Here is a 25,250-nt window from a genome sequence, read left to right as displayed (position 1 = left end):
ACCGATCGGCCACTGAGGTCCGGCCCTTCCAGCGCCGCACCGTGCTCTCATTGACGCCCAGCTCGACAGCCAGGTCCGCGACGCTCGCCGTGCTGGCCTGAATGTAGGCCCGCGTCTTCGGCGTCGTTGTCGCATTGGCGTGCAACTTCAGATCCATCCCAAGCGCTCCCTGACAAAGGCAACGCCTCGTTCTACACCGAGTCCATCACGCCAATCCGCCGGAACAGTACACCTTCGCGGGGATGACGCCGGTGAAATGGCGGGCCCCATGGAGGTGTTGCGGGGCAGCCCAGATGGATTCGTACCTGCGCCGGAATGACATCCCGGGTTGGGCAGGGTATCGAGGGGACATGAAAGTCGCGCTCGAAACCCTTCTCGCTTCAGCCCCTTACCTCAAAGGTCTCGCCGGTCGCCACGCCGACTGGTTCGCCGCGGCGCGAAAGCTATCGCCCGACACCGCGCTGGCGGCGGTGCTCGATCAGGTGGCGAAAGCCGGGCAGGCCGCCGCCACCGAGGACGAGATCGGGCGCGAGCTGCGCATCGCCAAGGGGCGGGCGGCGCTGCTGGCGGCGGTTTCCGAAGTCGAGGGGCGCTGGACCACGGCACAATCGACCGCAGCCCTCTCCGACCTCGCCGATGCGGCGCTCGAGGCCGGACTCGAGGTGCTGCTGCGGCTGGCGGCGGCGCGCGGGCTGACCGAGGCTACGGCCATGAATTCCGGGCTGGCGCTGTTCGCGCTCGGCAAGCATGGCGGGCGCGAACTCAACTATTCGAGCGACATCGACATCGTCGCCTTCTTCGATCCCGACAAGGGGGCGGTGAAGGAGCGGGGCGAGGAGACGAAGTTCTTCACGCGCATCGTGCAGCGGCTGGCGAGCCTGATGCAGGACCGCACCGAGCACGGTTACGTCTTCCGCACCGATCTGAGGCTCCGCCCCGACCCCGGCGCCACGCCGGTGGCGCTGCCGACCGAGGCGGCGCTCGCCTATTACGAGAGCCGCGGGCAGAACTGGGAGCGGGCCGCCTGGATCAAGGCGCGGCCCTGCGCCGGCGACAAACAGGTGGCGGAGCGGTTCCTCAAGGACCTCGCCCCCTATGTCTGGCGCAAGCATCTCGACTTCGCCACCATTGCCGACATCCAGGCGATGAAGCGCCAGATCAACATCACCAAGAATGTCGGCGATGCGCGGGTCGCCGGGCACAACGTCAAGCTTGGTCTGGGCGGCATCCGCGAGATCGAGTTCTTCACCCAGACCCAGCAGCTGATCGCCGGCGGCCGCGACCAGGCGCTGCGCGTCCGCCCGACGGCAATGGCGCTGAAGGCCCTGGCGGCTGCCAACTGGATTTCGAGACGAGCCGCCGAAGATCTCACGCGCATCTACTGGTTCCTGCGGGCGGTGGAGAACCGGCTGCAGATGCTGCGTGACGAGCAGACCCACGTGATGCCCGAGGCCGAGGCCGATATCGCGGTGATCGGCACGCTCATGGGTCAGCGGGATCTGCAAGCGTTTGAAACGGCTTACCGCACGGCGTTGAATCAGGTTGTCGGGTATTATTCCGATCTCTTCGCCGAGGGCGAGAGCCTCGCGGCGGGTGGCGGCAACCTGGTGTTCACCGGCTCGGATGATGACCCCGAGACCATCGAGACGCTGAGCGGCATGGGTTTCAAGGACCCGTCCAAAGCCATCGCGACGGTGAAGAAGTGGCACTATGGCGGTTACGCCGCGACCCGCGCTGCCGCGGCGCGGGCCCACCTGACCGAGCTGCTGCCGGCGTTGCTCTCGACCATCTCGGGCGCCGGTAACCCCGACGAGGCGCTGGCGCGCTTCGACCATTTCCTGTCGCGGTTGCCCTCCGGGGTGCAGCTCTTTGCGCTGCTGCGCAACCACGAGAACCTCCGCAGCCTGCTCGTCGCGCTGATGGCTTCGGCGCCACGCATGGCCGACGCGGTGATCCACCGCGCTCATGTGATGGATGGGCTGATCGACCCGGCCTTCGCCGACGACGTGCGCCGGCGCGAGATCCTGCTCGGCAAGATCGAAGCGTTCTTCGCCGATGCGCGCGACTACCAGGATGTGATCGACCGGGCCCGCATCATCGGCCAGGAGCAGATGTTCCTGATCGCTGCAGGTTTGCTCGCCGGCTCGATGGATGCAGCCCGGGCAGGGGAGCAGTTCACCACTTTGGCCGAGGCGTTGCTGACCCGGCTGTTCGACGCGGTGCGGCGCGAGTTCGAAAAGCGCCATGGCGTGGTGCCCGGCGCGCGGGTGGCGCTGCTGGCCTTCGGCAAGATGGCGAGCCGCGAAATGACGGCGCGCTCCGACCTCGATTTCATCATGCTCTACGACACCGCCGGCGCCGATGAATCCGATGGCGAAAGACCGCTGGCGGCGAGCCAATACTATGCACGGCTGACGCAGCGCCTGTTGGCGGCGCTGAGCGCCCCGACCTCCGAGGGGGTGCTCTACGAAGCTGACATGCGGCTCCGGCCTTCCGGCAATGCCGGCCCGCTGGCCACCAGCCTTTTGGGCTTCATCCAGTATCACCATGAAAGCGCCTGGACCTGGGAGCACCTGGCGCTGAGCCGGGCCCGCGTCGTCTACGCCGATGGCGAGCTTGGCGCCAAGGTCGACGCCACAGTGGCCGAGATCCTGTCGCGGCCGCGGGATTCGGCAAAGACCATCGACGACGTGCTGACCATGCGGGCGCTGATGAGCAAGGAGCGGCCGCCGCGCCATGCCTTCGACCTCAAGCTCGAGGCGGGCGGGCTGGTCGACCTCGAGTTCATTGCGCAATCGGCGCAACTGGTGGCCGGCGGGACGGTGGCGGCCCCACAAGCCACCACTGGCGTGGTGCTGCGGCGCCTCGCTGAGACCGGGTTGGCGCCGGAGGGGTTGCGGCTGGCCGAAATCCTCGAGCTCTATTCCACCGTGCTGCAGGTGATGAGCGCGGCGCTTGCCGACCCGTTCAAGGAGGAAGGATGGACCGAGGCGTTCCGCGAACTGCTGGCGCAGCGCACCAACACCCCGAACTTCGAGCGGCTGGCCGCCGATGTCCGCGAGATGGAGGCCGAGGTCAGCGCCGCGGCCGCTGCGTGGTACGCCAAGGCGCGGGGCCTCTAGCTTTCACGTCCCGATCGGTGCGTGACCAATGGCATAGGCGCCGAGGAACAGCGTCCAGTCGTTGATGATATGCGCGCCCGCCGAGACCCAGAGGTTGCGGGTGACGAGGTAGGAGAGCGTCAACACGACACGCGCCGTGCCGATGATGCCCAGGCACTGCAGGATATTCCAGTCATAGGTCGGCAGATGCAGGGCCGAGAACCACAGGGTTGAAACGACCACGGCGATGATGAGGCCAGTGCCCTTCGACAGCCCGAACCGGCTGACACAGAGCCAGAGCACGGCAAGCAGCGGCAGCACAGTGGTCAGCTCCTCGCCGATGAGCTGGATGAAGGTCCGCGCGAGGAACAGCGCGAGTTCGGCAGGACCAACGCCTTCAAGCGAGGTCACCGCCGGGTTCGCCGCCATTGGCATCAGCAGGCCGAGCAGGTAGCCGGCTGCCCCGGAGACCACGATGGTGAGCACTCCGAAGCCCAGCGACTGCCCGAACTGCTTAATGCCATAGCGCTGGAACAACGCCGTCCAATGCGGTCCGGCAACCATGGCCAGGGCGCCGAGCGGGATGGCGACGAACAGGATCGGGGGAGTGAAGTTCAGCGGGAAGCTGTTGAGCGGCACTGCCACCAGCGCGGCGAAGCCGAGCGCCACGCCAAGCAGCACGATCAGCCAGCCGCGGCCCGAAATCTCGACCGGCTGGCCGTTGTAGAACGGGAAATCCCGACCCTCAGCCATGTGGTGCCCCCCGACGATTGTCCATGTGCACTAGGCACAAAAACGCAGGCGTCGTCGAGGGGCAGAGCGCTGGCTCAGCGCGCCGGCTGGTTTGGCTCCACCGCGAACTGGCGCGTCGCAAAGATGGCGCGCAGCTCGGCGCGGGTGGGCACCGGTTCGAGCAGGCGGCGCCGGGCTGCCCCCTCGTGCCGGGTCAACATGGCCAGGCGCAGCATGATGGCTTCGACGAACAGCGGCATTCGGTTCTCCTGAGGCAGGTCCTCGCAACCATCAGAGTGTCGCTCGATCGACCTGAACCACGGATGAATAGTCATCATATGACTTTCGATCTGCCGCTCGGCGGCTATGCCGGGGCGTAGGCGACTTCCACATCCAGCACCCAGGTGATGCCAAAGCGGTCGCGCAGCATGCCGTAGAGCGGGGACCAGCCGGCAGGCGCCAACGGCTGCAGGATCGTGGAGTCGGCGGCGAGCTTCTGCCAGTAGCCGGTGACCTCGTCGGCGTCGCTGCCGCGCACCGAAACGAAGACTGGGATCTCGCCCGGGTTCCAGCTCAGCCGCGACGGCACGTCGTAGGCCATGATGCGGAAGCCGCTTTCGGCCTCCACCTGGCCCCACATCACCTGGTCGGCTTCATCGGGGTTCTGCACCGCGCCGGCATCCCGGTAGCTGACGACTGCTTGCTGGCCGCCGAACACCGACTGGTAGAAGGCGCGGGCGGCGCGGGCATCGCCGCTGAAGTTGAGATGGGTGGTGGTCTTGATGGTCACGGCATGGCTCCTGTTTTCTGGCCTGATGCGACCTGCTATAGCCGGGGCCAACTGCCACTTTCTGTCAGTTGAATGATGGCCCGACCCGACCGGCTTTTCCGCCTGCTGCAGGCGATGCGCGTGCTGCCCGCGCCGATCACCGCCGCCCGCCTCGCTGAGGAAACCGAGGTGTCGCTGCGTTCGCTGTATCGCGATATCGACAGCCTCAGGGCCGCCGGGGCGCGGATCGAGGGCGAGCGCGGCTACGGCTACCGGCTGATCGAGGACTACGCGCTGCCGCCACAGACCTTCGACCGTGATGAGATCGAGGCGCTGGCTCTGGGTCTGGCCGAGGTGAAGCGGATGGGCGACCCGGCTTTGGCGAAAGCCGCAACCTCCGTGCTCGCCAAGGTCGCGGCGACGCTGCCGGACGACCGCGAGCAGCACCTGTTCCACGCCGTTTCGCAGGTCTACCGACCGGACGCACGTTTCGCCATCGGTCTCGATATGGACCTAGTGCGCCAGGCCTGCTGGCGCGAGGAGGCCCTCGCCATCCGCTACACCGACAAGGCCGGCGCCGTCTCCGAACGCACCATCCTGCCCTTGGCCATCGTCTACACCGAGGGCACGCTCACCGTCCTCGCCTGGTGCTGTCTGCGCGAAGCGTTCCGGATGTTTCGGTCGGACGGGATCAGCGAGCTGCGGCTGGCGGGGACCAGCTTCCGGCCAAGGCGAGTGGTCTTGCTGCGGGAGTATCTGGCGGAGTTGCGGGAGCGGGAGGCGTCAGGCTTGCAAGTGCGGGCGAAGTGAACTAAGTCTGGTGGACTAGACTAGACAATGAGGGCCCCGATGTCGACGGTCAATATCCATGATGCCAAGACGCACTTTTCACGCCTTGTCGAGCGTGCTGCCAATGGCGAAACCGTCATCATAGCCAAGGCCGGAAAACCGATAGCCAAGCTCGTGCCGCTGGAGCAACCAGTGGTCGACACATCCAAGCGCTTCGGAGGCCTGCGGGGGCAGTTCAAGATCCCCGACGACTTCGATCGCATGATGGAGGACGAAATCGCCGAAATGTTCAACGGCAAATGACCCGAGTGCTGTTGGACACGCATGTCCTGCTTTGGTCGCAGAACTGGCCTGAGAGACTGCCGGCGACCCTCTATGAGGTGATGGCGAGACCGGAGATGGAACTGGTGTTCAGCACGGCCAGTGTCTGGGAAGTCGCTATCAAGCACTCGCAAGCGCGAGCTGACTTTCAGGCCGATCCCGGTGTTCTCAGGCAGAAGTTGCTCGATACCGGGTATGTCGAGCTTCCAGTTCTCGGCCCACATGCTGTCACGGTCGCCACGTTGCCCTGGATTCACAAGGACCCGTTCGATCGCTTGTTGGTGGCGCAAGCCATCGTCGAGGGGGTCGAACTGCTTACCGTGGACGAGCTGCTGGCCCGCTATCCCGGCCCGATCCGCGTCTTCTAGGCCGCCTTCGCCGCTTCTTCCGCCAGCACCGGCAGGCTCACCGCCACGGTGGTGCCGAGGCCCTGGCGGCTGTCGATGGCGAGGTGGCCACCTGACAGTTCGGCAATGGCACGAGCGATGGCAATGCCCAACCCGGCGCCTTCGCGGTCGCGGGTAAGCGCCGCGTCGCCGAACACGAAGGGCTGCGACAGGGTGCCGAGGCGTTCGGCCGTCATGCCGATGCCGGTATCGGTGATCTCGAGCACCACCCCGTCGCTGCCGGCATAGGCCGCGAGCGTAACCTTGCCCCCGCGCGGGGTGAAGCGCACCGCGTTCTCGACGAGGTTCGAGACCATCCGTTCGAGCGCGAAGCGGTCGGCGGTGAGCATCGCTTTGCAGGGCCCGCCGAGACCGAAGATCACCCCGGCATGCTGCGCCTGGCCGGCAAAGCGGCGGAACACCCCGACCAGCAATTCGTCGGCGGTGAAGCGGTCGCTCTTCAGCTCGCGCCGGCCGCCTTCGAGCTCAGCCAGCTCGAGGATCGAGCCGAAGAACCCAAGGAGCCGCTCGCCTGAGGTTTTCACCGCTTCGACATAGCCGAGATAGCGCGGATCGCCGAGCGACCCATAGGGCTGCTGCCGCATCATGTCGGCAAAGCCGATAATGTGGTTGAGCGGGGTGCGGATGTCGTGGCTGAGATGGGCGAGGAAGCTGGTCTTGGAGCGGCTGGCGGCCTCGGCGCGGAGCTTTTCCTCATGGTAGCGCCGGGCCAGCAGGCGCTGCTCCTCACGCACCGTGGTCAGCAGCTGGTTGGTGCGGCGGCTTTCGGTGACATCCATCAGCAGCGTGACGAAGCCGGAGCCGGCCAGCGGGCGCTCCTCGATCAGCAGGGTCGAGCCGTCCTCCCGATGCAGCTCGAGCAGGCGGTTCTCGAAATCCTCGCGCACCGATTGCATGTAACCGCCCTGCGCCAGGCTCTTCACCACCTCATGGTAGGCGGCGCCGGCCGCCAGCGCGTCGGGCGCCACGCCCAGCCGCTCGGCGAAGCGGTCGTTGCTGGCGAGGAGCCGCGCGTCGGCGCCCCAGCAGGCGACCCCGAACGGCAGCGTGTCGATCAAAGCGGCGTAGCCGCTGGCGGTGTCGCGGCCGGTTGCGCGGACGAGCAACCACTCCAGCGCGCCGATGATGGTGCGGCGCAGCCAGTTGCCGCGCATCAGTCCATCAGGCGCGCGGAATCGCTTCGCCTCGTCGCCGGATTGCTCCGTCGGCCGCATCAAGTTCTCCGTCTATGTGATTGGAGCGACCCAGTGATTTGCCCCTTGGCGGGGACTTTGAATCGGCTTCGTCGTCACTGTCCAGAGGGGTTTCTGAACGACGCGACGGCGAAGCCAAAATCGTGAGTCGGCTGAATCACTTAGCGCGAAAGAAAAATTCTTCTAGCGCTAAGGTTCTGTTAACCAGCCAGCGTCCGCTCGAGGATATCGGCAGTGTTGCGGCTGAGCTCGCCCGATTCCTGCAGCGATTTCAGCGCTTTCTCCGCCTCGCCGCGACGTACGGATTCGAAGCTGCGCCATACGCGGAAGGCCGTAAGCACGCGCGCCGCGACCTGCGGGTTGCGTTTGTCGACATCCCCCACGAACTCGGCGAGGAAGCGGAAGCCGGCGCCGTCCTGGCGCGCGAACTGCGTCGGGTTGTTCATGCCGAAGGTCGCCATCAGCGCCCGCAACCGGTTGGGGTTGTTCCGCGGGAAATCCGGCGAGGCGAGGATCGCCTTGATACGCTCGAGCGCCGCGTCGTCGGCGGCGAGCGCATTGAGCGACAGCCACTTGTCGAGCACCAGCGGATCGGCGGTGTATTGCCGGTAGAAGTCCGACAGCAGCGCATCGGCGTCGGCGGTCCACGACTGCACCACCGTCGAAAGCGCCGACAGCCGGTCGGTCATGTTGAGCGCCCGCTCATACTGCTCGCGCGCCAGCTTGGCCGCGCCTTCGGCCTTGCCGAGCACCAGGAGGGCCAGGGCGGTGTTCTTCATCGAACGCCGGCCGGTCTGCTGGAAATCCGGCGAATAGGCGAGGCGGCTGTCATTGGTCAGGTAGACCTTCTCCAGCGTCGGGGCGAGCCGGGCGACCAAAGCCGTCACCAGGCCGGTGCGCACTTCGTGGATGCGATCCGGGTCGACATTGCTGCCGATCGCGCGGGCGATGGTCTGCTCGTTGGGCAGACCCAGCGCCAGCGCCTTGTAGGCCGGGTCGAGCTCCTTGGAGCTGAGCGTCTCGGTCAGTGCATCGGCAATGGCAGCGACCTGGGCGTCACTCCATGGCTTGCCGCCGACCGCTTCGAGCATCAGCCGCATCGACACGTCCTGCAGCGCCTGCCAGCGGTTGAACGGATCGGCATCGTGGCGGGCGAGGAACAGCTGGTCGGCTTCGCTGGCATTGGTGCTCAGCTGCACCGGGGCCGAGAAGCCGCGGAACAGCGACGGCACCGGGCGGTTAGGGATGCCGGTAAAGCTGAGGCTGAGTTTGTTGGTATCCATGACGATCAGGTCGTCGCGCACTTCGCCGCCCGACACCGAGGCCCAGCTCATCGGGCTGCCGTTCGGGCCGATGAGGCCGAACTTGATCGGCAGCACCATCGGTTGCTTTTCGTCCTGGCCAGGGGTCGGCTTGTTCTCCTGCACGATATCGAGCGTATAGGTCTGCGTTGCCGCGTCGAACCGATCGGTAACGCTGACCTCGGGCGTGCCGGCCTGCAGGTACCACTGCTGGAAGTGCTGCAGGTTCTGGCCCGAACTATCCTCAAACACCTTGATGAAGGCCTCGATGGTAGTGGCCTCGCCGTCATGGCGCTCAAAATAGAGATCCATGCCCTTGCGGAAGCCGGCTTCGCCGAGCAGCGTTGCCAGCATGCGGACGATCTCAGCGCCCTTCTCGTAGACCGTCGCCGTATAGAAGTTGTTGATCTCCTTGTAGCGATCGGGCCGTGCCGGATGGGCGAGCGGACCGCCATCCTCGGGAAACTGCGTCTGGCGCAGCTGCCGCACGTCATCGATGCGGTTTACCGGGCGCGAGCGCTCGTCCATCGAGAACTCCTGGTCGCGATAAACCGTCAGGCCTTCCTTGAGACAGAGCTGGAACCAGTCGCGGCAAGTGATTCTGTCGCCTGTCCAATTGTGGAAATACTCGTGCGCGATGACACTCTCGATATTGATGTAGTCGGCATCGGTGGCGCTCTCCGGCTTGGCGAACACCAGCTTGTCGTTGAAGATGTTGAGGCCCTTGTTCTCCATCGCGCCGAAGTTGAAATCGGAGACGGCGACGATGTTGAAAATGTCGAGATCATACTCACGGCCGAAGCGGCGCTCGTCCCAGGCCATGGAGCGCTTCAGCGAATCCATGGCGTAAAGGCACTCGCTCTCCTTGCCGTGCGCGCAGTAGATGCCGAGCGCCACCTTGCGCCCCGAGGCGGTGGTGAACTCATCGTGGATCGAGCCGAGATCGCCCGCCACCATGGCGAAGAGATAGGCCGGCTTCGGAAACGGGTCCTCCCACACGGCGAAATGCTTGCCGTCGGGCAGGGCGCCCTGTTCGACGAGGTTGCCATTGGAGAGCAGGATCGGCGCCAGCACCCGGTCGGCGCTCATCCGCACTTTGAACGGCGCCAGCACGTCGGGGCGGTCGAGATAATAGGTGATACGGCGGAAGCCCTCGGGCTCGCACTGCGTGCACCAGGTGCCGCTGGAGCGATAAAACCCCATCAGCCGGATGTTCTTTTCCGGCTCGACCGCCACTTCGGTCTCGAGCACGAAGCGCTTGTTCGGCGGCTGGTGGATGGTCAGCCCGGTGGCAGTCGCCGCGTAGGCGGTGAGCGCCTGCGGCAGCCCGTCGATGGCGACGGTGCGCAGCGTCAGCTCTTCGCCATCCAGCACCAGCGGCGTGCCGGGCGCGGTATTGGCGCGCGGCACCAGGGTCAGGAGGGCACGGATCACCGAGGTGTCGGGGGCGATCCGGACGTCCAGTTCGACCTTCTCGATGACGTAGGGGGTCTCGGCATAATCCTTGAGGAAGACCGTCTCTTCGTTCTCGCCGCGCATCAAATTCTCCGCAACATCAACTCGTTAACCAACTGTGGCGCAGGCGCAACAGCCGAATCCCATGGTTAGTGTATTCTGTGCGGCTGACAACCAGCCAATTTGGACACGATCCTTGCCGATTTCGGCGGTATTGGGATTGGCGCCTGGCTGGCCCGCCAGCACGCACCTCCGTCACGCTATTGGCGTGGCGTGTGCGTAATCCAAAATACAGAAGAGGGCAAAGCCCTCGGATGGCAAGAGCCGCTTGACCTCAACCTATGTTGAGGTCGTAGCCGTGCCGCCATCCTGACTATGGGACGAGGGAGACGGCCGTGATCGACAGAGTGTTCAAGTGGTTCGAGGATCGGCTCAACCCCTATCCGCTGGGCGAGCCCGAACAGCCGCCCAAGGGCCTCGTTGCTTTCTGCCTGCACTACTGCAAAGGCGCCAAGCGCTGGCTGATCGCCATGGCGGTGCTGGGCGCCGGCATCGCGCTGGGCGAGATTCTACTGTTCAGCTTCATGGGCTCGATCATCGATTGGCTCGGCACCGCCGACCGCGCCACGTTTCTTGCCACGGAAGGCTGGAAGCTCATCCTGATGGCGGTGGTGCTGCTCGTCATCCTGCCGTCGCTGCAGATCTTCGACACGCTGATCATCCACCAGACGCTGATCGGCAACCTGCCGCAGCGTATCCGCTGGATGGCGCATCGCTACCTGCTGCGCCAGTCGATGAGCTACTTCCAGGACGAGTTCGCCGGCCGCATCGGCGCCAAGCTGATGCAGACCTCGCTGGCTGTGCGCGAAGTGGTGATGAAGCTGCTCGACGTCACGGTGTTCGTGGTCGTCTACTTCGCCGGCGCCGTGGTGCTGGCGGCGATGAGCGACCTGTGGCTGGCGGTGCCGTTTCTGGTCTGGCTCGCCATCTATGTGTCGCTGCTCTGCTACTACGTGCCCCGGCTCGGCAAGGTTGCCGAGGTGCAGGCCGATGCGCGCTCGCTGATGACCGGACGCATCGTCGACAGCTACACCAATATCGCGACGGTAAAGCTGTTCTCGCATTCGCACCGCGAGGAGGCCTATGCGCACGAGGCCATGGATCAGTTCATGGGCACCGTGCACAAGCAGATGCGGATGTTCGCGCTCTTACAGATCGTCATCCCGCTGATGAACAACCTGCTGCTGTTCGCGGTGATGGCGGTCGGCATCAACCAATGGCTCAACGGCTCGATGACCCCGGGCGCGATCGCCGTCGCCACGGCGCTGGTGCTGCGCTTCCAGGGCATGAGCCAGTGGGTCATGTGGGAGATGTCGCAGCTGTTCGAGAATATCGGCATCGTCCGTGACGGCATCAACTCGATCTCGCTGCCGCGCGTCGTCGCCGACCAGCCTGGCGCCAAGCCGATCGGTTCGGTGAAGGGCGACGTGCGCTTCGACGATGTCGGCTTCCATTACGGCAAGGCGTCCGGCGTTATCGATCACCTCGATCTGGCGATCAGGCCGGGCGAGAAGATCGGTCTCGTCGGTCGCTCCGGCGCCGGCAAATCGACCATCGTCAACTTGCTGCTGCGCTTCTACGATCGCGAGAGCGGCAAGATCACCATCGACGGCACCGATATCGCCACCGTGCAGCAGGATACGCTGCGCGAGCAGATTGGCGTCGTCACGCAGGATACCTCGCTGCTGCATCGTTCGGTGCGCGAGAACATCCTTTACGGCCGCCCCGACGCGACCGAGGAGGAAATGCTCGCCGCCGCCCGGTTGGCCGAGGCCGATGTGTTCATCGAGGGGCTGAGCGACTTCAAGGGCCGCAAGGGCTACGACGCCCATGTCGGCGAGCGCGGCGTCAAGCTGAGCGGCGGGCAGCGACAGCGCATCGCCATCGCCCGGGTGCTGCTCAAGAACGCGCCGATCCTGGTGCTCGACGAAGCCACCTCGGCCCTCGACAGCGAGGTCGAGGCGGCGATCCAGAGCCAGCTGCAGCTTCTGATGCAGAACAAGACGGTGATCGCCATCGCCCACCGCCTCTCGACCATCGCCATGATGGACCGCCTCGTGGTGCTGGAGCAGGGCAAGATCGTCGAGCAGGGCACCCATGCCGAGCTGATCGCGCTCGGCGGCGTCTACGCCAAGCTCTGGGCCCGCCAGTCCGGTGGGTTCCTCGAGATGGACATACAGGAGGAGGCGGCCGAGTAGGCCGCCTCGCAACACAGAACTTCAACCACCCCAAGGAGGGGACAAATGGAAACTCGCAATCAACCCGGATTCATCGACCTCAGCGCGGGCCCCAACGCCAGCCGGTCCAAAGTGAAGCGAAAACAATCCGTTAGAGCCCTGACCTGACTCGGATAGTCAGTTACCGGGCTCGGAAAATGAGTTCAAAATGCTCAACCGAGTCATTGCCTGGTTCGATGCCCGCTACTCTCCAGTAGCGCTGGCCAAGGACACCCAACCCCCGATGGGGGTTACCAAGTTCACCATGTATTTCGTCAACCAGTTCCGCGGCGCGTTCCTGCTCCGCATGGTGCTGGTAGCCATCGGCTCAATCGCCGATGCGATGATGCCGGTGTTTGTCGGCGTCGTGGTCGGTCTGCTCGCCACCACCCCACCGGGGCAGATGTTCGAGCTGCACTGGCAGACCTTCGTCTGGATGATCCTGGTGATCGCCGTGATCCGGCCGATCACCTTCCTGCTCGATACGCTGGTGCGTAACCACTCGATCGTGCCAAACCTCGTCGACATCGTCCGCTGGCAGAGCCATTGGCACGTCATCCGGCAGACCTGGAGCTACTTCCAGAACGATTTCGCCGGGCGCATCGCCAACAAGATCATGCAGGCCGGGGAGTCGATCGAAACCTCTGTCAACATGACCATCGATGCCGTCTGGTACGCCGGTATCTTTGTCATCGTTGCAGTGATTGTTCTGGCCCGGCTCGACTGGGTGCTGCTGGTGCCGATTGCCGTCTGGCTGGTGCTCTACGGCATCCTGTTCACCATCGTCATGCCGCTGATCGCCAAGCATTCCGAGGATCTCTCGGAAGCCAAGTCGGTGATGACCGGCCGGGTCGTCGACAGCTACACCAACATCCACACGCTGAAGACGTTCTCGACCGACGGTCACGAGGATGCCTATGTGGCGGACTCGGTGAACGAGCACGCGGTGGAATTCCGCAAACTCATGCGGGTGTTCACCTACATGTGGTCGACGCTGTTCCTGCTCAACGCCGGCCTCGTCATCTCGATCGCCTGGATCGCGCTCAGCAGCTGGAACGCCGGAACGCTGAACGCTGCCGCCGTCGCGACGGCCATCCCGTTCGCGCTGCAGATCATGAACATGAGTGGCTGGATCCTCGATGTCGGCTCCAACATCTTCCGGCAGATCGGCACCACACGGGACTCGATGATCACCATCGCCCAGCCGATCACCATGCTCGACAAGCCTGAGGCCAAGAGCCTGGTGGTGAAGGAAGGCGGCATCGCCTTCGACAACGTCACCTTCAACTACTGGCGCGGCAAGGAAGGCACCGTGATGGAGGGGTTCAACCTCACCATCAAGCCGGGCGAGAAGGTGGGTCTGGTCGGTCGTTCCGGCGCCGGCAAGTCGACGCTGGTCAACCTGATGCTGCGTCTGTTCGACGTGGAGTCCGGTTCGATCCGCATCGACGGGCAGGACGTTCGTGACGTGACGCAGGAAAGCGTGCGCGCCGCGATTGGCCTGGTCAGCCAGGACACCTCGCTGCTGCACCGTTCGGTGCGTGAGAACATCAAGTACGGCCGCCAGACCGCGACCGACGAGGAGATGATCCGCGCTGCCGAGCACGCCAAGGTGGCCGACGTGATTGCCGGGCTGATGGACCCCAAGGAACGGCGGGGCTACGACGCCCATGTCGGCGAACGGGGCGTCAAGCTCTCGGGTGGGCAGCGCCAGCGCGTCGCCATTGCCCGGGTGCTGCTGAAGAACGCCCCGATCCTGGTGCTTGATGAGGCGACCTCGGCGCTCGACAGCGAAGTCGAGGCGGCGATCCAGGAACAGCTGGTGTCGCTGATGCAGGGCAAGACCGTGATTGCCATCGCCCACCGCCTGTCGACCATCGCCGCGATGGACCGGCTGGTGGTGCTGGAAAAGGGGCAGATCGTCGAAGAGGGCACCCATGCCGAGCTGCTCGCCGGCGGCGGGCACTATGCCCAGCTCTGGGAGCGCCAGTCCGGCGGCTTCCTCGACATGAAAGCCGAGGCGGCGGAGTAGGTCTGGGGGGCGGGGCAGGTGTCCCGCCTATGCACCCGTTCGCCCTCCCGCCTCGCGGGGAAAGCATCAAGGCGAGATCAGATCTCGGCTTCGTCGAAGATCCGCGTCAGGTCGCCGGCCCACTCGCCATGGTATTTGTCGAGCCAGCGCTCGGCCTGGGTTTTGCCGAGATCGAGGGTCTCATTGAGCGGATCAAGGAAGCTGGTTTCGTCCTTGCCGGCGGCAAGGTGCTTGCGGCGGCGCAGGCCATCGCCGGCGAGATCGACGACGAGGCGGGCGATATCGGCGACGGTGCCGCCGCGGAACGGGGTGTGGATGGCGGTGCGCGGCACTTCATTGCGCAGCGTCCGGCGCTCGGCTTCGGTCCAATCGCTGACCAGGTCCCAGGCAGCGTCGAGGGCTTCGCTGTCGTAGAGCAGGCCGGTCCAGATGGCGGCGAGCGCCAGCACGTGGCCGCGGTCGCCCATGTCGGCGCCGCGCTGCTCGAGGAACTGCTTGAGGCGAACCTCAGGGAACAGGGTCGAGAGGTGATTCTCCCAATCCTTCACCGTCGGCCGGACGCCCGGCAGCTGCGGCAGCTTGCCATCCATAAAGGCGCGAAAACTTTCGCCGGCGACGTTGATGTATTCGCCCTTGCGGATGACGAAGTACATCGGCACATCGAGCGCGTATTCGGCGTAGCGGTCAAAGCCGAAGCCATTCTCGAAGGCGAAGGGCAGCATGCCGGTGCGGGCGCGATCGGTGTTGAGCCAGATATGCGAGCGGAAGCTCAGGTAGCCCGAGGGCTTGCCGTCGACGAAGGGCGAGTTGGCAAACAGCGCCGTGACGATGGGCTGCAGCGCCACCGAAACGCGGAGCTTTTTGACCATGTCGGCTTCGTCGGAAAAATCGAGGTTCGCCTGCACGGTGGCCGAGCGATACATCATCGAGGTGCCGAGGCTGCCGACCTCCTGCATATACTTGGTCATGATGCCGTAGCGCGACTTCGGCATGGCGGCGATTTCGGCAACCGACCAGAGCGGGGTGACGCCGAGGCCGAGGAAATGGATGTTCAGCGGGCCACCGATGACGCGGCAATCCTCGAGATGCGCGTCGAGCTCGGCGGCGGCGTCATGGATGGTAAGGTGCGGGGCGCCTGACAGCTCGAACTGGCCACCCGGCTCGAGCGAGATACCGCCGACAGCGCCGAGGTTACGCAGCCCGATCGGGTTGCCGCGATCGAAGAACGGATGCCATCCGGTGCGGGCTTCGATGCCCTTGAGCAGGGCGTGGACGCCGTCATCGCCGGCATAGGGGACGGGGGCGAGCGGGGCTTTGCGGTAGACGTGCTTTTCGTGCTCGGTGCCGACGCGCCACTCGGATTTCGGCTTGCCGCCGACGGCCATGACCTCAAGCAGGTCAGCCCGCGATTCAATCAGCGGTGCGTCTTCTTCGCCGGACATAGGCACTCCAGTAAGGCAGAACTGCCGGCTCCTGGCCGGGCGCGGCGGACAATACTGAGCCGCGCCCTGAATGCAATGGGCTTTATCGCCAATCGCCGATGGTTGATTGAACCACCGCCAAAGCGGCCACGGCTGCGGTATCGGCGCGCAGGATGCGGGGGCCGAGGCTGATCGGAATGACGAAGGGCTGCGCAAGGAGCAGCGCCCGCTCGTCGTCGGAGAAGCCGCCTTCGGGGCCAACCAGGATACCGACAGGCAGCCCCTCGAGGTCCAGCAGCTGGGTGTTGGGGGCGTGGCTCGGGGCGCTCTCATCGGCAAAGATCAGGCGACGGAGGCCGTGATCGTGCTGCCAGTGCGCAATGAGATCAGCGAGCGCAATTTCCTCGGCCAGCGTCGGGACGCTCAGCACTTCGCACTGCTCGGCGGCCTCGATGATATTGGCGTAGAGCTTATCGGCCTTGAGACGCGACACCTGGGTGTAGCGGGTGATCACCGGCTGGATGGCGCCGGCGCCCATCTCGGTGGCCTTCTGCACCAGATAGTCGAGCCGGCCGGTCTTCAGCGGCGCGAAGCCGAACCAGAGGTCGGATTTCGGAGTCTGGTGCTGGGTCTGCACCACCAGCTCGAGGGTTGCGCCCTTCCGATGATCGTCGGCGATTTTCGCCAGCCAGGCGCCGTCCTTGCCGTTGAACACCACCAGTGCATCGGCGGCTTTCATGCGCAGCACGCTCACGAGGTAATTGGTGTGATCGCGACCGAGTTCGAGCAGCGCGCCAGCGGCGAGCGGCGCCTCGATGTAGAGGCGTGGGAGGGTCTTGTGCGATCTGGGCATCGTGGTACGCGTGACAATGGAAGTGGCCGACGGCCATCAAGGCATACAAGACCGACGATGCAAACCCCTGAAAAAGCAACAGGTGCGGTAGCGGACGCGAGCCGCGGCAACTGGCTCGACCGCTACGCGCCCGAATGGCTGAAGCCCTATGGACGACTGGCGCGCTGGGACCGGCCGCTGCCGCTGCTGCTGCTGTTCTGGCCGTGCGGCTTCGCGCTGGCGCTGGCGGCGCTGGCCGAGCCGACCCGCGGCTTCGACTGGTGGGCGCTAATCCTCTTCTACATCGGCTCAGTGGCGATGCGCGGGGCGGGCTGCACCTTCAACGACATCGTCGATACCGACATCGATATGAAGGTGGCCCGGACGCGTTCGCGGCCAATCCCCTCCGGCCAGGTGACGAAGCGCCAGGCGGCGCTGTTCCTGGTGCTGCAGGCGCTGGTCGGGCTGGTGGTGCTGCTGCAGTTCAACGCCACCACGGTGATGCTCGGCGTCGCCTCGCTCGTGCTGGTGGCGATCTACCCGTTCATGAAGCGGGTCACCTGGTGGCCGCAGCTGTTCCTCGGGCTGGCGTTCAACTGGGGAGCGCTGGTCGGCTGGACCTCGCAGACCGGCTCGCTCGCCCTGCCCGCGCTGCTGCTCTATGTCGGCGGGATCCTGTGGACCATCGGCTATGACACGATCTATGCGCTGCAGGACATTGAGGACGATGCGCTGGTCGGGGTGAAATCCACCGCCCGGCTGTTCGGGCGGCGGGCGCGCCTGCTGGTGGCGCTGTTTTATGCGGCGACGGTGGTGCTGTGGGTGACGGCGGGCCTGCTGGTTGGAGCGGGCTGGCCGTTCCTCGTGGGCATGCTCTCGGTGATCGGCATCCTCGGCTGGCAGGTCCGCACGCTCGAACCGCGTATTCCGGCCAATGCGCTGGTGCGGTTTCGGGCCAATCACTGGGTCGGGCTGGCGTTCACCGCGGCGCTGCTGCTGGATCTCGTCCTGTGATTATGCGGATTGCTGCATAATCCCTCCCGGTATCGGCTACTTCTGCACAAACTGCGTTGGGCGTATCTCCGCCGTGGGGCAAATGAACCGGGAGAGGCAAATGCCCAAACTCATGATCACCAGCACCGAAAGGTGCTGCCCTGTGCTGGCCGATGAGGCGCAACTCGGCTGGGAGGCGGCAGCGTACCTGACGCTGGAAGCGATGCAGGACGGACGCATCAGGATGCGGCGAGCCCGCCCGTCGCCACGTTCCCGACGTTGAGCCATGGCCAAATAGAAGCGGGGCCGATCCATTTCTGGATCGGCCCCGGCTCGAGCTGAGTTTGGAGGTCGCTACGAGTCTTTTCCGACAGTTCAAACGTGCATGGGATCGCTGTCGGCTAGTCTTCTGAGTAACGGCTCATCGCCGCAAAGGTTGCATCAGGAGGCTTCGCCCGGTTTGCGGCGGTTGAGGAAGCGCGGACGGCGCTCGGCGTCGGCAGCGAGGCGGCGGCGGTCGTGCTTCAAACCGAGGGCCACACCATCGACCTGCTGCGAATAGGGGAGGAGGTTGCCGTCGCCGGCCTTGATGAACAGCGGCAGGCGGAGCTTCTTGCCCCAGTTCTGCCATTCGGCGACGACGCTGGAATTGCCGAGCTCTTCGAACACCCGGTAGTTGAGGTCCGGATCGCCGTGCACCAGTTCGATGGCGCTCGACAGCACACCTTCTTCGGTGATCGAGGTCGAGACGGCAACGCCGATGAACTCGTCGACCGGCACCTTGATCTTGATGGCGACGCCGCTCTTTTCGAGCGTCTTGCGCACCGTCACGGTCTTCACCGGGTCCTTGGGGCCGTTGTCGTTGGCCGGACCGAAATATTTGGCAGTCAGCGGACGTGTCCGCGGGGCACGCCCCTCACCGAACAACATGACAACCGACGACCCGTCGATCCCAACACGACCCTGCATGATAAGCCTTCCTGTCAACTCTCGAGAGCTTGTTTTTGCCGCCCTCTTTGATGCCCCCAATCTACCCGCCCGCCTTGCCACCCCGCTTAAGAAACTGGGTTAAGTTTAGGTTGTTTTGCGAAGGGTTAGCGGGTCGTGACCGGGTGTAACGCAGTCTTAAGTGCGTGTGCTTGCTTGGCTTTAACCACTTGGCTGCGGGCAAGCCCGTAGTAGGGCTAAGTAGCCGCCGCGCGCTGTCCAAACCGGGCGCATGCCGTATCTGCGGTCTTGTTCCGGTCGGGGGATGCGCCTAGAAGCACGGCCAGCCAGAATATCCCGGAAACCTGATGCTCAGTGCCGCCCCGACCACAGCCGCCGACGATCGCGAATTGCTCCGCTCGGCTGCCGTCACTGCTGGGATCATCGCAGCGGGCTATTTCCGCAAGGACCTGAAGACCTGGACCAAGGAGAACGCCTCGCCGGTGAGCGAGGCGGACATCGTCCTCGACAAGTTCCTCAACTCGGCGCTGCTCACTGCCCGCCCCGACTATGGCTGGCTCAGCGAAGAGAGCGTCGACAACCCGGAACGACTGAGCCACCGCCGGGTGTTCGTGGTCGACCCGATCGACGGCACCCGCGGCTTCATCCGCGGCGAGGACAGCTGGACGGTGTCGCTGGCAGTCGTCGAGGACGGCGTGGCGATCGCCGGCGTGGTCTACGCGCCGGTGCGCGACGAGATGTATGACGCGGCGATCGGTGATGGCGCGCGGCTCAATGGCCAGCCGCTGGTGCGGCAGCGCCACCCGGGCCGGACGGCGCCGCTGATCCCGGCGCCAGGCGCGGTGCACCAGGAGCTGCAGGCGGCGGGCCTCGAGTATGCGCGCGGGCCGTTCTACCCTTCGCTGGCCTATCGGCTGGCGCTGGTCGCGTCGGGTAAGCTCGACGCCGTAGTGGTGCGGCGCGGGGCGCAGGACTGGGACGTGGCGGGCGCGGCGTGCATCCTCGGCGAGGCTGGGGTCGGCTTCGAGGATGTGTGCATAGGTGCCTTGCGCTTCAATCGCCCGGAAACCCGGCATGGGGCGCTTGCAGCGCTATGCGAGCCTTCGCTAAAAGCCCCGTTACATGCGGCGCTGGTCAAGGTCTATGGCTGCCCGCAGCCACAGGAAGTCGATCTGGAGCGTCTGAAACCGTGAGCAAGCCCAAGAAACCCGAGCCCAAGCAGCAGCTCTTGCACCTCGTCATCGGTGGCGAAGTGGAAAAGGGCGAAGACATTGTCTTCAAGGACCTCGACGCGGTCGACCTCGTCGGGGTCTATCCGAACTATGCCGTGGCGCATGCGGTGTGGAAGCAGAAGGCGCAGCTGACGGTGGACAATGCCGAAATGCGCTACTTCGTGGTGCACCTGCACCGCCTGCTGAACCCGGAAGACGACGAGTAAGCCGCCTAACGGCTTACTTCCGCGATGAGGCTCGCCGACAGGGCGTCGAGCCGTCCGGCAGCCTGCTCCGCCACGCTGCGGAAGGCCTCGATCATCTGCCGGCGGCGCGCTTCGTCGTCGAGCAGGCCCAGCACCGCTTGCGGCAGTTCGCCCGCCCCGCGGACCTGCACCGCACAGCCGATCGCCGACAGCGCCTCATGCAGCGGCAGTTGGCGTTCGATGTGCGGGCCGTAGAGGCTGGCAGCGCCCAGATGCAGCGGTTCGCTGAGGTCGTGGCCGCCGATCGGCGAGAAAGTGCCGCAGACGATGCCGATACTGGCGCGGGCATAGAGCTTCGACAGCGTGCCCATTTCATCGAGCCAGACGAGGCCACCGGCATCGGCAATGGCGGCTTGATTGTCGACGATGGCAAGTTCGCCGCCAAAGCTGGCGCTCAGCACTTCGCCGGGGATCTTGCCGGGATAGCGCGGCACCAGCACCAGCTTGGTGTCGGCACGTCTGGTGCGCAGTTCGGCGATTGCCGGGGCGAGCGCCGCGATCTCGTCGCGATGGATGTTGCCAAAGACGATAAGGGGCGGCGCGTCCTTGATGGCCGGACCGCCGCTCCTGAGCGGTACCAACTTCAGGTTGCCCAGCACGTCGATGCGATCGCGGACGACGCCGAGTTCGGCATAGCGGGCGGCGATGGCCTCGTCCTGGGCGTAGATGCGCTGCGCCTTGGCGATGGTGCGGTTGGCGACGGCGGGATTGCGCTGGTGGCGGGCGAAGCTGCGCGGCGACATGGTGGCGTTGACCACCAGCACCGGGACACCGGCAGCTTCGGCAGCGGCGAACTGGGCCGGCCAGAACTCGGATTCGACCAGCACCAGCAGATCCGGGCGGACGGTGTCGAAGATGCGGCGCTGCGCTTCGAGCGTATCGAGCGGCATGATGAAGCTCGCGGCGTCGCCGGCGATGGCGCGGACGCGGGCGTAACCAGAATAGGTGGTGGCGGAAAGAACGACAGACAGCGCCGGATCCTGCTTGAGCAGGCGCTGGCGGAGCAGCTCGGCGACCTTCGATTCACCGGCCGAGACGGCGTGGATCCAGATGCGTTTGCCGGTAGTCGGTTGTGGCAAAGACGGGTTGAGGCGTTTGGCGAACCAGGCGGTGCCACCCTCGTCGCTTTTGGAAAAGCGCGACAGCACCGCGTAGTGCAGCCAGGACGCCGCCGTGACGAGCCCGCCATAAGCTTTCCAGCGAAGCGAGACGGCTTCGGTCACGCGGTTACTCCAACTGGCCCCGCGTGGTGACTAGCCGGTCCGACAGCTCCGCACAACCTTGCGGCGCTTGCTTGCGGGTTCTCGCGGATTGCTGCTAAGCCACGCCATGTTTTCAGCAAGGCGCGGGCCGGGTCCTCACGTGCGCTATCCTATTGCCAACGATGCGCGTCTGCAGCAGCTCGCTCTCGATGAGGCGCGCGCCGCGATCCGCCTCGAAATCGAGGGACTGGAGGCGCTGGCCGCCGGGCTCGACGGCGCCTTCGTGGCGCTGGTGGAGCTGATCCAGCGGGCGCCCGGGCGGGTCATTCTCTCCGGGGTCGGCAAAAGCGCACATATCGCGCGCAAGGTCGCGGCGACACTGGCCTCGACCGGTACGCCGGCGCAGTTCGTGCATGGTGGCGACGCCAGCCACGGCGATCTCGGCATGATCACCACCGCCGATGTGGTGGTGATGTTCTCGAAATCCGGCGATACGGCGGAGCTGTCCGACCTCGCCAACTACTGCGTGCGCTTCGACATTCCGCTGGCGCTGCTCACCGCGCGGCCGGACTCGCGGCTGGGGCGGGCGGCCAACATCGTGGTGACGCTGCCCGAGGCGCGCGAAGCCTGCGAGATCACTGCCGCGCCGACCACGTCGACGACGATGATGGCGGCGCTGGGCGATGCGCTGGCGGTGGTGCTGCTCAGGCGGCGCGGTTTCCAGGCTTCGGATTTTCACGTGTTCCACCCTGGCGGCACGCTGGGCAGCGCTTTGCTGACGGTGGGCGAAGTGATGCATCGGGACGACAAACTGCCGCTGGTCGGCGCTGAAGCGAGCGTCGCGGCGGCGATCCTCGAGATGACCTCGAAGGGCTTCGGCTGCACCGGAGTGGTGGATGAAGCGGGCGAACTGCTCGGCATCATCACCGATGGCGACCTGCGCCGGCACATGGCGGATGGACTGCTGCAACAGACCGCGGCGGCGGTGATGACCGTCGGGCCGCGGACCATCGGCGCGGATGCCTTGCTCAGCGAAGCGCTGCGGCAGATGACGGCGCTGACCCCGCGGATCACCGCGATCTTTGCCATGGACGGCCAGCGGCCGGTCGGCATCGTGCATGTGCACGATTGCCTGCGCGTCGGCCTCGTCTGAGGTGAACGACCTCATCGTCATCCCGGCCCGTTATGGTTCGACCCGGCTGCCCGGCAAGCCGCTCCAGCCGATTGCCGGGCGCATGCTGCTGGAGCGGGTAGCGGCGCTGGCGATCGCCGCGGCGCGACAGCTCGGCGACGCCGAAGTGCTGGTGGCAACCGATGACGAGCGCATCCTGGCGGTAGCACGCGGCCTCGGGCTCGAGGCGGTGATGACGGCGAGTGAGATCAGCTCGGGCTCCGGACGGGCGCTGGCGGCGCTCAAAGCGACGGGGCGCTCGGCGGGCCTGGTAGTGAACTTGCAAGGCGATGCGCCGTTCACCGCGCCGGAGCATATCGTCGAGATCGTGCAAACGGCGCGCGCCTCGACGGCCGACGTGACGACCCCCGTGGTGCAGCTGGATTGGGCGCGGCTCGACGCACTGATCGCGCATAAGCAGACGACGCCGGCGAGTGGCACGACCTGCATCCGCGATGGCGCCGGACGGGCGGTGTGGTTCTCGAAGGCGGTGCTGCCGTTCATGCGGAAGCCAGCGGAGCTGCGGGCCGCTGGACCGCTGTCGCCGGTGCTGCAGCATATCGGACTCTATTGCTACCGCACACCGGCGCTCGAGGCGTTCGAGGCGGCGCCGCAATCGGCGTACGAGCAGCTCGAAGGGCTGGAGCAGCTGCGGCTGATCGAGCTCGGGCTCGATATTCGGGCGGTGATCGTCAAGCCGGCGCGGATCACCATGAGCGGTGTCGACAGCCCGGCTGACGTGGAGCGAGCGGAGCGGTTGATCGGGGAGCTCGGCGATCCGTTCGTCGACTGGCGCAGATGACCCGGCTGGTGATTGTCCGGCACGGCAACACCTTCGAGGCCGGCGAGCCGCCGCGCCGGATCGGCGCCCCTACCGACCTGCCGCTGACCGCCGCGGGCGTGGTGCAGGCGGAAGCACTGGCCCGCCACTTTGCGGCCAACGGCATCGCCTTCGACCGGGTACTGAGCGGCGAGCTGAAGCGGACGCGGCAGACGGCAGAAGCCATCGCGGATGGGCAGCCGATCGAGACCGCGCCATTCCTCACCGAGATCGACCACGGGCCGGACGAAGGCCAGCCGGAAGCGAGCGTTATCGACCGGATCGGTAACGACGCCATCACGCTGTGGGAGACAGAATGGGTGGCGCCAGAAGGCTGGGAGGTTGGAGCGCAATGGCGCCTCTTGGCCTGGCGGGAGTTCGTGGAGCGGGTAGCGGAGGAGCTGCCCGGCGGAACGATCCTCCTGGTGACCAGCAACGGAGCAGCACGGTTCGCCCTTGCGGCGCTGGGCCTAAAGCCTGGGGAAAACCGTGCCGGCGTCAAATTCCGAACTGGAAGTTATGGTGTGCTGGAGGTTGGCAGCGGGGCCGATTTCCGACTACTCGGGTGGGACATACGACCGGGCGAAATACCCGGCGATACAGGTTTGTTTTGATGCAGCAGGTTTTTGTCGACGCGCCGAACGGGCAGCGCGTCGGGTTTGGTACTGATCTCCCGCTCGCCTTCATTCTCGGCCCATGCGTGATCGAAAGCCGCGATCACGCATTGAAGACCGCGCGTTTTCTTGCCGAACTGGGCGAGCGCCGCGGCATTCCGCTGATCTACAAATCATCGTTCGACAAGGCCAACCGCACCAGCGCCAACAGCTTCCGCGGCATTGGCATGGACGAAGCCTTGCGCATCTTCGAAGCGGTCAAGGCTGAAACCGGTCTCGCCGTCACCACCGACGTGCATGAGCGCGAGCAATGCGCCGCCGTCGCCGAGGTCGTCGACATCCTGCAAATCCCGGCCTTCCTCAGCCGGCAGACCGATCTGCTGGTGGCGGCGGCCGAAACCGGCCGGGTGGTGAACGTCAAGAAGGGGCAGTTCCTCGCGCCCTGGGACATGAAGAATGTGGCCAAGAAGCTCGACAGCGCCGGCGCCTCGGGCGTGCTGCTGACCGAGCGCGGCACCAGCTTCGGCTATAATACGCTGGTGGTCGACATGCGCGGCCTGCCGATCATGGCGGAGAGCGGCAAGCCGGTGATCTTCGATGCCACGCACTCGGTGCAACAGCCGGGCGGGCGCGGCGACTCATCGGGCGGCGAGCGGCAATACGCACCCGTGCTCGCACGGGCGGCCGTCGCCGTCGGTGTCGCCGGCGTGTTCATCGAGACGCACGAGGACCCGGATAACGCGCCGTCCGATGGCGCCAATATGATCCCGCTGACCGAGATCGATGGGCTGGTCGCGGAGCTCATGGCGCTCGACGCTATCGCCAAGGGCCGAGGCTCCGGGCGATGAGCGCGACAGCGAAAGCCGAAGCGCCGAGCTACATCCGCTGGGCCTGCCTGGCGATGATCGTATTCCTGTTCGCCCTGCCCTGCATCGTGGGCCGGCTCACCACCTATTTCGTACTGCTGTTCGCGATCTTCGCGCTGATCTCGCCATCGGTGATCGCGGCATTCCAGTCGCGCAACCGCAACCCGATCGATGTGATGTTCGTCACCGCGGCCGCGTTGCCGGCGATCGCGTTCCTGTTCTCGTCGGAAGAGCCGGGTGACCTGCTGTTCGCTTTCAATTTCGCGCCGCTGTTGCTGGCGGTGCCGCTGCGTTGGCAACTTGAAAAATATGCGCAGATCGACAGCGCGGTGCTGATCGCCCGACTGTCTCTGGTGGGCGCCGGTATCGCGGTGATCGTGGGGGCGGTGCAGGTGGGCATGCTCGGCTACGACCGTGCGGGGCAGCCGCTGATGAGCACGTTCCATTTTGCCGACACGGCGAGGCTGCTGGGCATTGTGGCACTGGTGGGGCTGTTCGCGCCGGGCAAGCACCGTGGGCGGTGGCTGTAC

At 65.5% G+C, this 25,250-nt stretch carries 25 protein-coding genes; 15 read left to right on the top strand and 10 right to left on the bottom strand.

The genetic code is table 11. The annotated features are described in order from the left end of the window. Positions 1 to 157 (bottom strand): phage terminase small subunit-related protein (locus VW23_RS29865; protein WP_425285189.1); only part of this gene is annotated, 157 nt, incomplete at its 3' end. Positions 158 to 350: 193 nt separating this feature from the next. Between VW23_RS29865 and VW23_RS26345 the strand changes: the two genes are divergently transcribed. Beyond that, the gene (locus VW23_RS26345; protein ID WP_069912442.1) at positions 351 to 3,122 is read left to right on the top strand and encodes a bifunctional [glutamine synthetase] adenylyltransferase/[glutamine synthetase]-adenylyl-L-tyrosine phosphorylase; all 2,772 of its coding nucleotides are present in this window, start codon (positions 351 to 353) and stop codon (positions 3,120 to 3,122) included. Between the two features lie 3 nt (positions 3,123 to 3,125). Here the strand turns inward: VW23_RS26345 and VW23_RS26340 are convergent, their stop codons facing one another. From VW23_RS26340 to VW23_RS26335, 3 genes are all read right to left on the bottom strand, one after another. Beyond that, positions 3,126 to 3,854: a CPBP family intramembrane glutamic endopeptidase gene (locus tag VW23_RS26340; RefSeq protein ID WP_069912441.1), complete on the bottom strand. Its 729-nt coding sequence runs from the start codon at positions 3,852 to 3,854 to the stop codon at positions 3,126 to 3,128. Positions 3,855 to 3,928: 74 nt separating this feature from the next. Further along, entirely contained in the window at positions 3,929 to 4,093 is a 165-nt protein-coding gene (locus tag VW23_RS29195; RefSeq protein ID WP_176730495.1) for a hypothetical protein, read from the bottom strand. Between the two features lie 104 nt (positions 4,094 to 4,197). Continuing rightward, positions 4,198 to 4,623, bottom strand: a complete 426-nt coding sequence (locus VW23_RS26335) for a VOC family protein (RefSeq protein WP_069912440.1) — start codon at positions 4,621 to 4,623, stop codon at positions 4,198 to 4,200. A 75-nt stretch (positions 4,624 to 4,698) separates the two neighbouring features. Between VW23_RS26335 and VW23_RS26330 the strand changes: the two genes are divergently transcribed. The 3 genes from VW23_RS26330 to VW23_RS26320 are packed head-to-tail and all read left to right on the top strand — an operon-like array spanning position 4,699 to position 6,080. Further along, positions 4,699 to 5,412, top strand: a complete 714-nt coding sequence (locus VW23_RS26330) for a helix-turn-helix transcriptional regulator (RefSeq protein WP_069912439.1) — start codon at positions 4,699 to 4,701, stop codon at positions 5,410 to 5,412. A 39-nt stretch (positions 5,413 to 5,451) separates the two neighbouring features. Continuing rightward, positions 5,452 to 5,694: a type II toxin-antitoxin system Phd/YefM family antitoxin gene (locus VW23_RS26325; RefSeq protein ID WP_069912438.1), complete on the top strand. Its 243-nt coding sequence runs from the start codon at positions 5,452 to 5,454 to the stop codon at positions 5,692 to 5,694. Then, entirely contained in the window at positions 5,691 to 6,080 is a 390-nt protein-coding gene (locus VW23_RS26320) for a type II toxin-antitoxin system VapC family toxin (protein ID WP_069912437.1), read from the top strand. The genes VW23_RS26325 and VW23_RS26320 overlap by 4 nt, the downstream gene beginning before the upstream one ends. Here VW23_RS26320 and VW23_RS26315 read toward each other — a convergent pair. Further along, entirely contained in the window at positions 6,077 to 7,333 is a 1,257-nt protein-coding gene (locus tag VW23_RS26315) for a sensor histidine kinase (RefSeq protein WP_069912436.1), read from the bottom strand. The genes VW23_RS26320 and VW23_RS26315 overlap by 4 nt on opposite strands. Positions 7,334 to 7,512: 179 nt before the next feature. Beyond that, on the bottom strand, positions 7,513 to 10,152 hold the full coding sequence (gene pepN / locus VW23_RS26310; protein ID WP_069912435.1) for an aminopeptidase N: 2,640 nt from the start codon (positions 10,150 to 10,152) through the stop codon (positions 7,513 to 7,515). 323 nt (positions 10,153 to 10,475) lie between these two features. Here pepN and VW23_RS26305 point away from each other — a divergent pair, with 323 nt between their 5' ends. Both VW23_RS26305 and VW23_RS26300 read left to right on the top strand, forming a co-directional pair. Beyond that, entirely contained in the window at positions 10,476 to 12,326 is a 1,851-nt protein-coding gene (locus VW23_RS26305) for an ABC transporter ATP-binding protein (RefSeq protein ID WP_069912446.1), read from the top strand. A gap of 187 nt (positions 12,327 to 12,513) precedes the next feature. Next, on the top strand, positions 12,514 to 14,376 hold the full coding sequence (locus tag VW23_RS26300) for an ABC transporter ATP-binding protein (RefSeq protein WP_084646508.1): 1,863 nt from the start codon (positions 12,514 to 12,516) through the stop codon (positions 14,374 to 14,376). A 77-nt stretch (positions 14,377 to 14,453) separates the two neighbouring features. Here the strand turns inward: VW23_RS26300 and VW23_RS26295 are convergent, their stop codons facing one another. Both VW23_RS26295 and VW23_RS26290 read right to left on the bottom strand, forming a co-directional pair. Continuing rightward, entirely contained in the window at positions 14,454 to 15,818 is a 1,365-nt protein-coding gene (locus tag VW23_RS26295) for a glutamate--cysteine ligase (RefSeq protein ID WP_069912434.1), read from the bottom strand. A gap of 82 nt (positions 15,819 to 15,900) precedes the next feature. Then, positions 15,901 to 16,650: a 16S rRNA (uracil(1498)-N(3))-methyltransferase gene (locus tag VW23_RS26290; protein WP_069912433.1), complete on the bottom strand. Its 750-nt coding sequence runs from the start codon at positions 16,648 to 16,650 to the stop codon at positions 15,901 to 15,903. Positions 16,651 to 16,707: 57 nt separating this feature from the next. On the opposite strand from VW23_RS26290, the gene ubiA reads away from it, so the two are divergent. Together ubiA and VW23_RS29190 are read left to right on the top strand one after the other, a co-directional pair. After that, positions 16,708 to 17,643: a 4-hydroxybenzoate octaprenyltransferase gene (gene ubiA, locus VW23_RS26285; protein WP_069912432.1), complete on the top strand. Its 936-nt coding sequence runs from the start codon at positions 16,708 to 16,710 to the stop codon at positions 17,641 to 17,643. A 100-nt stretch (positions 17,644 to 17,743) separates the two neighbouring features. Next, entirely contained in the window at positions 17,744 to 17,905 is a 162-nt protein-coding gene (locus VW23_RS29190) for a hypothetical protein (protein ID WP_176730494.1), read from the top strand. Positions 17,906 to 18,063: 158 nt separating this feature from the next. Here the strand turns inward: VW23_RS29190 and VW23_RS26280 are convergent, their stop codons facing one another. Next, positions 18,064 to 18,591, bottom strand: a complete 528-nt coding sequence (locus VW23_RS26280) for a DUF6101 family protein (RefSeq protein WP_069912431.1) — start codon at positions 18,589 to 18,591, stop codon at positions 18,064 to 18,066. Positions 18,592 to 18,917: 326 nt separating this feature from the next. Here VW23_RS26280 and VW23_RS26275 point away from each other — a divergent pair, with 326 nt between their 5' ends. Continuing rightward, positions 18,918 to 19,763 carry a 3'(2'),5'-bisphosphate nucleotidase CysQ gene (locus VW23_RS26275; RefSeq protein ID WP_069912430.1) on the top strand — a complete coding sequence of 282 codons (846 nt, stop codon included), beginning with the start codon at positions 18,918 to 18,920 and terminating at the stop codon, positions 19,761 to 19,763. Next, the gene (locus VW23_RS26270) at positions 19,760 to 20,008 is read left to right on the top strand and encodes a DUF4170 domain-containing protein (RefSeq protein ID WP_069912429.1); all 249 of its coding nucleotides are present in this window, start codon (positions 19,760 to 19,762) and stop codon (positions 20,006 to 20,008) included. Before VW23_RS26275 ends, VW23_RS26270 begins: the two co-directional genes overlap by 4 nt. A gap of 5 nt (positions 20,009 to 20,013) precedes the next feature. Here the strand turns inward: VW23_RS26270 and VW23_RS26265 are convergent, their stop codons facing one another. Continuing rightward, positions 20,014 to 21,270, bottom strand: a complete 1,257-nt coding sequence (locus VW23_RS26265) for a 3-deoxy-D-manno-octulosonic acid transferase (protein ID WP_069912428.1) — start codon at positions 21,268 to 21,270, stop codon at positions 20,014 to 20,016. Positions 21,271 to 21,409: 139 nt separating this feature from the next. On the opposite strand from VW23_RS26265, the gene VW23_RS26260 reads away from it, so the two are divergent. The 5 genes from VW23_RS26260 to VW23_RS26240 form a co-directional block, all read left to right on the top strand. Further along, positions 21,410 to 22,402 carry a KpsF/GutQ family sugar-phosphate isomerase gene (locus tag VW23_RS26260; RefSeq protein ID WP_244513742.1) on the top strand — a complete coding sequence of 331 codons (993 nt, stop codon included), beginning with the start codon at positions 21,410 to 21,412 and terminating at the stop codon, positions 22,400 to 22,402. Further along, complete coding sequence (locus VW23_RS26255; RefSeq protein ID WP_084646505.1) at positions 22,368 to 23,222, top strand: 3-deoxy-manno-octulosonate cytidylyltransferase; 855 nt, start codon at positions 22,368 to 22,370, stop codon at positions 23,220 to 23,222. The genes VW23_RS26260 and VW23_RS26255 overlap by 35 nt, the downstream gene beginning before the upstream one ends. Further along, positions 23,219 to 23,854 (top strand): histidine phosphatase family protein, encoded by a 636-nt coding sequence (locus tag VW23_RS26250; RefSeq protein ID WP_069912427.1) that lies wholly within the window; start codon positions 23,219 to 23,221, stop codon positions 23,852 to 23,854. The genes VW23_RS26255 and VW23_RS26250 overlap by 4 nt, the downstream gene beginning before the upstream one ends. Next, on the top strand, positions 23,854 to 24,702 hold the full coding sequence (gene kdsA, locus VW23_RS26245; RefSeq protein ID WP_069912426.1) for a 3-deoxy-8-phosphooctulonate synthase: 849 nt from the start codon (positions 23,854 to 23,856) through the stop codon (positions 24,700 to 24,702). Before VW23_RS26250 ends, kdsA begins: the two co-directional genes overlap by 1 nt. After that, a partial coding sequence (locus VW23_RS26240) for a hypothetical protein (protein ID WP_141728510.1) occupies positions 24,699 to 25,250 on the top strand: 552 nt, incomplete at its 3' end. The genes kdsA and VW23_RS26240, both read left to right, overlap by 4 nt.

The sequence above is a fragment of the Devosia insulae DS-56 genome, assembly GCF_000970465.2.
In the GTDB taxonomy this organism is placed as follows: Bacteria; Pseudomonadota; Alphaproteobacteria; order Rhizobiales; family Devosiaceae; genus Devosia_A; species Devosia_A insulae.
Note: the sequence above shows the minus strand (reverse complement) of the source record. Positions and strands in the feature narration are given on the sequence as shown.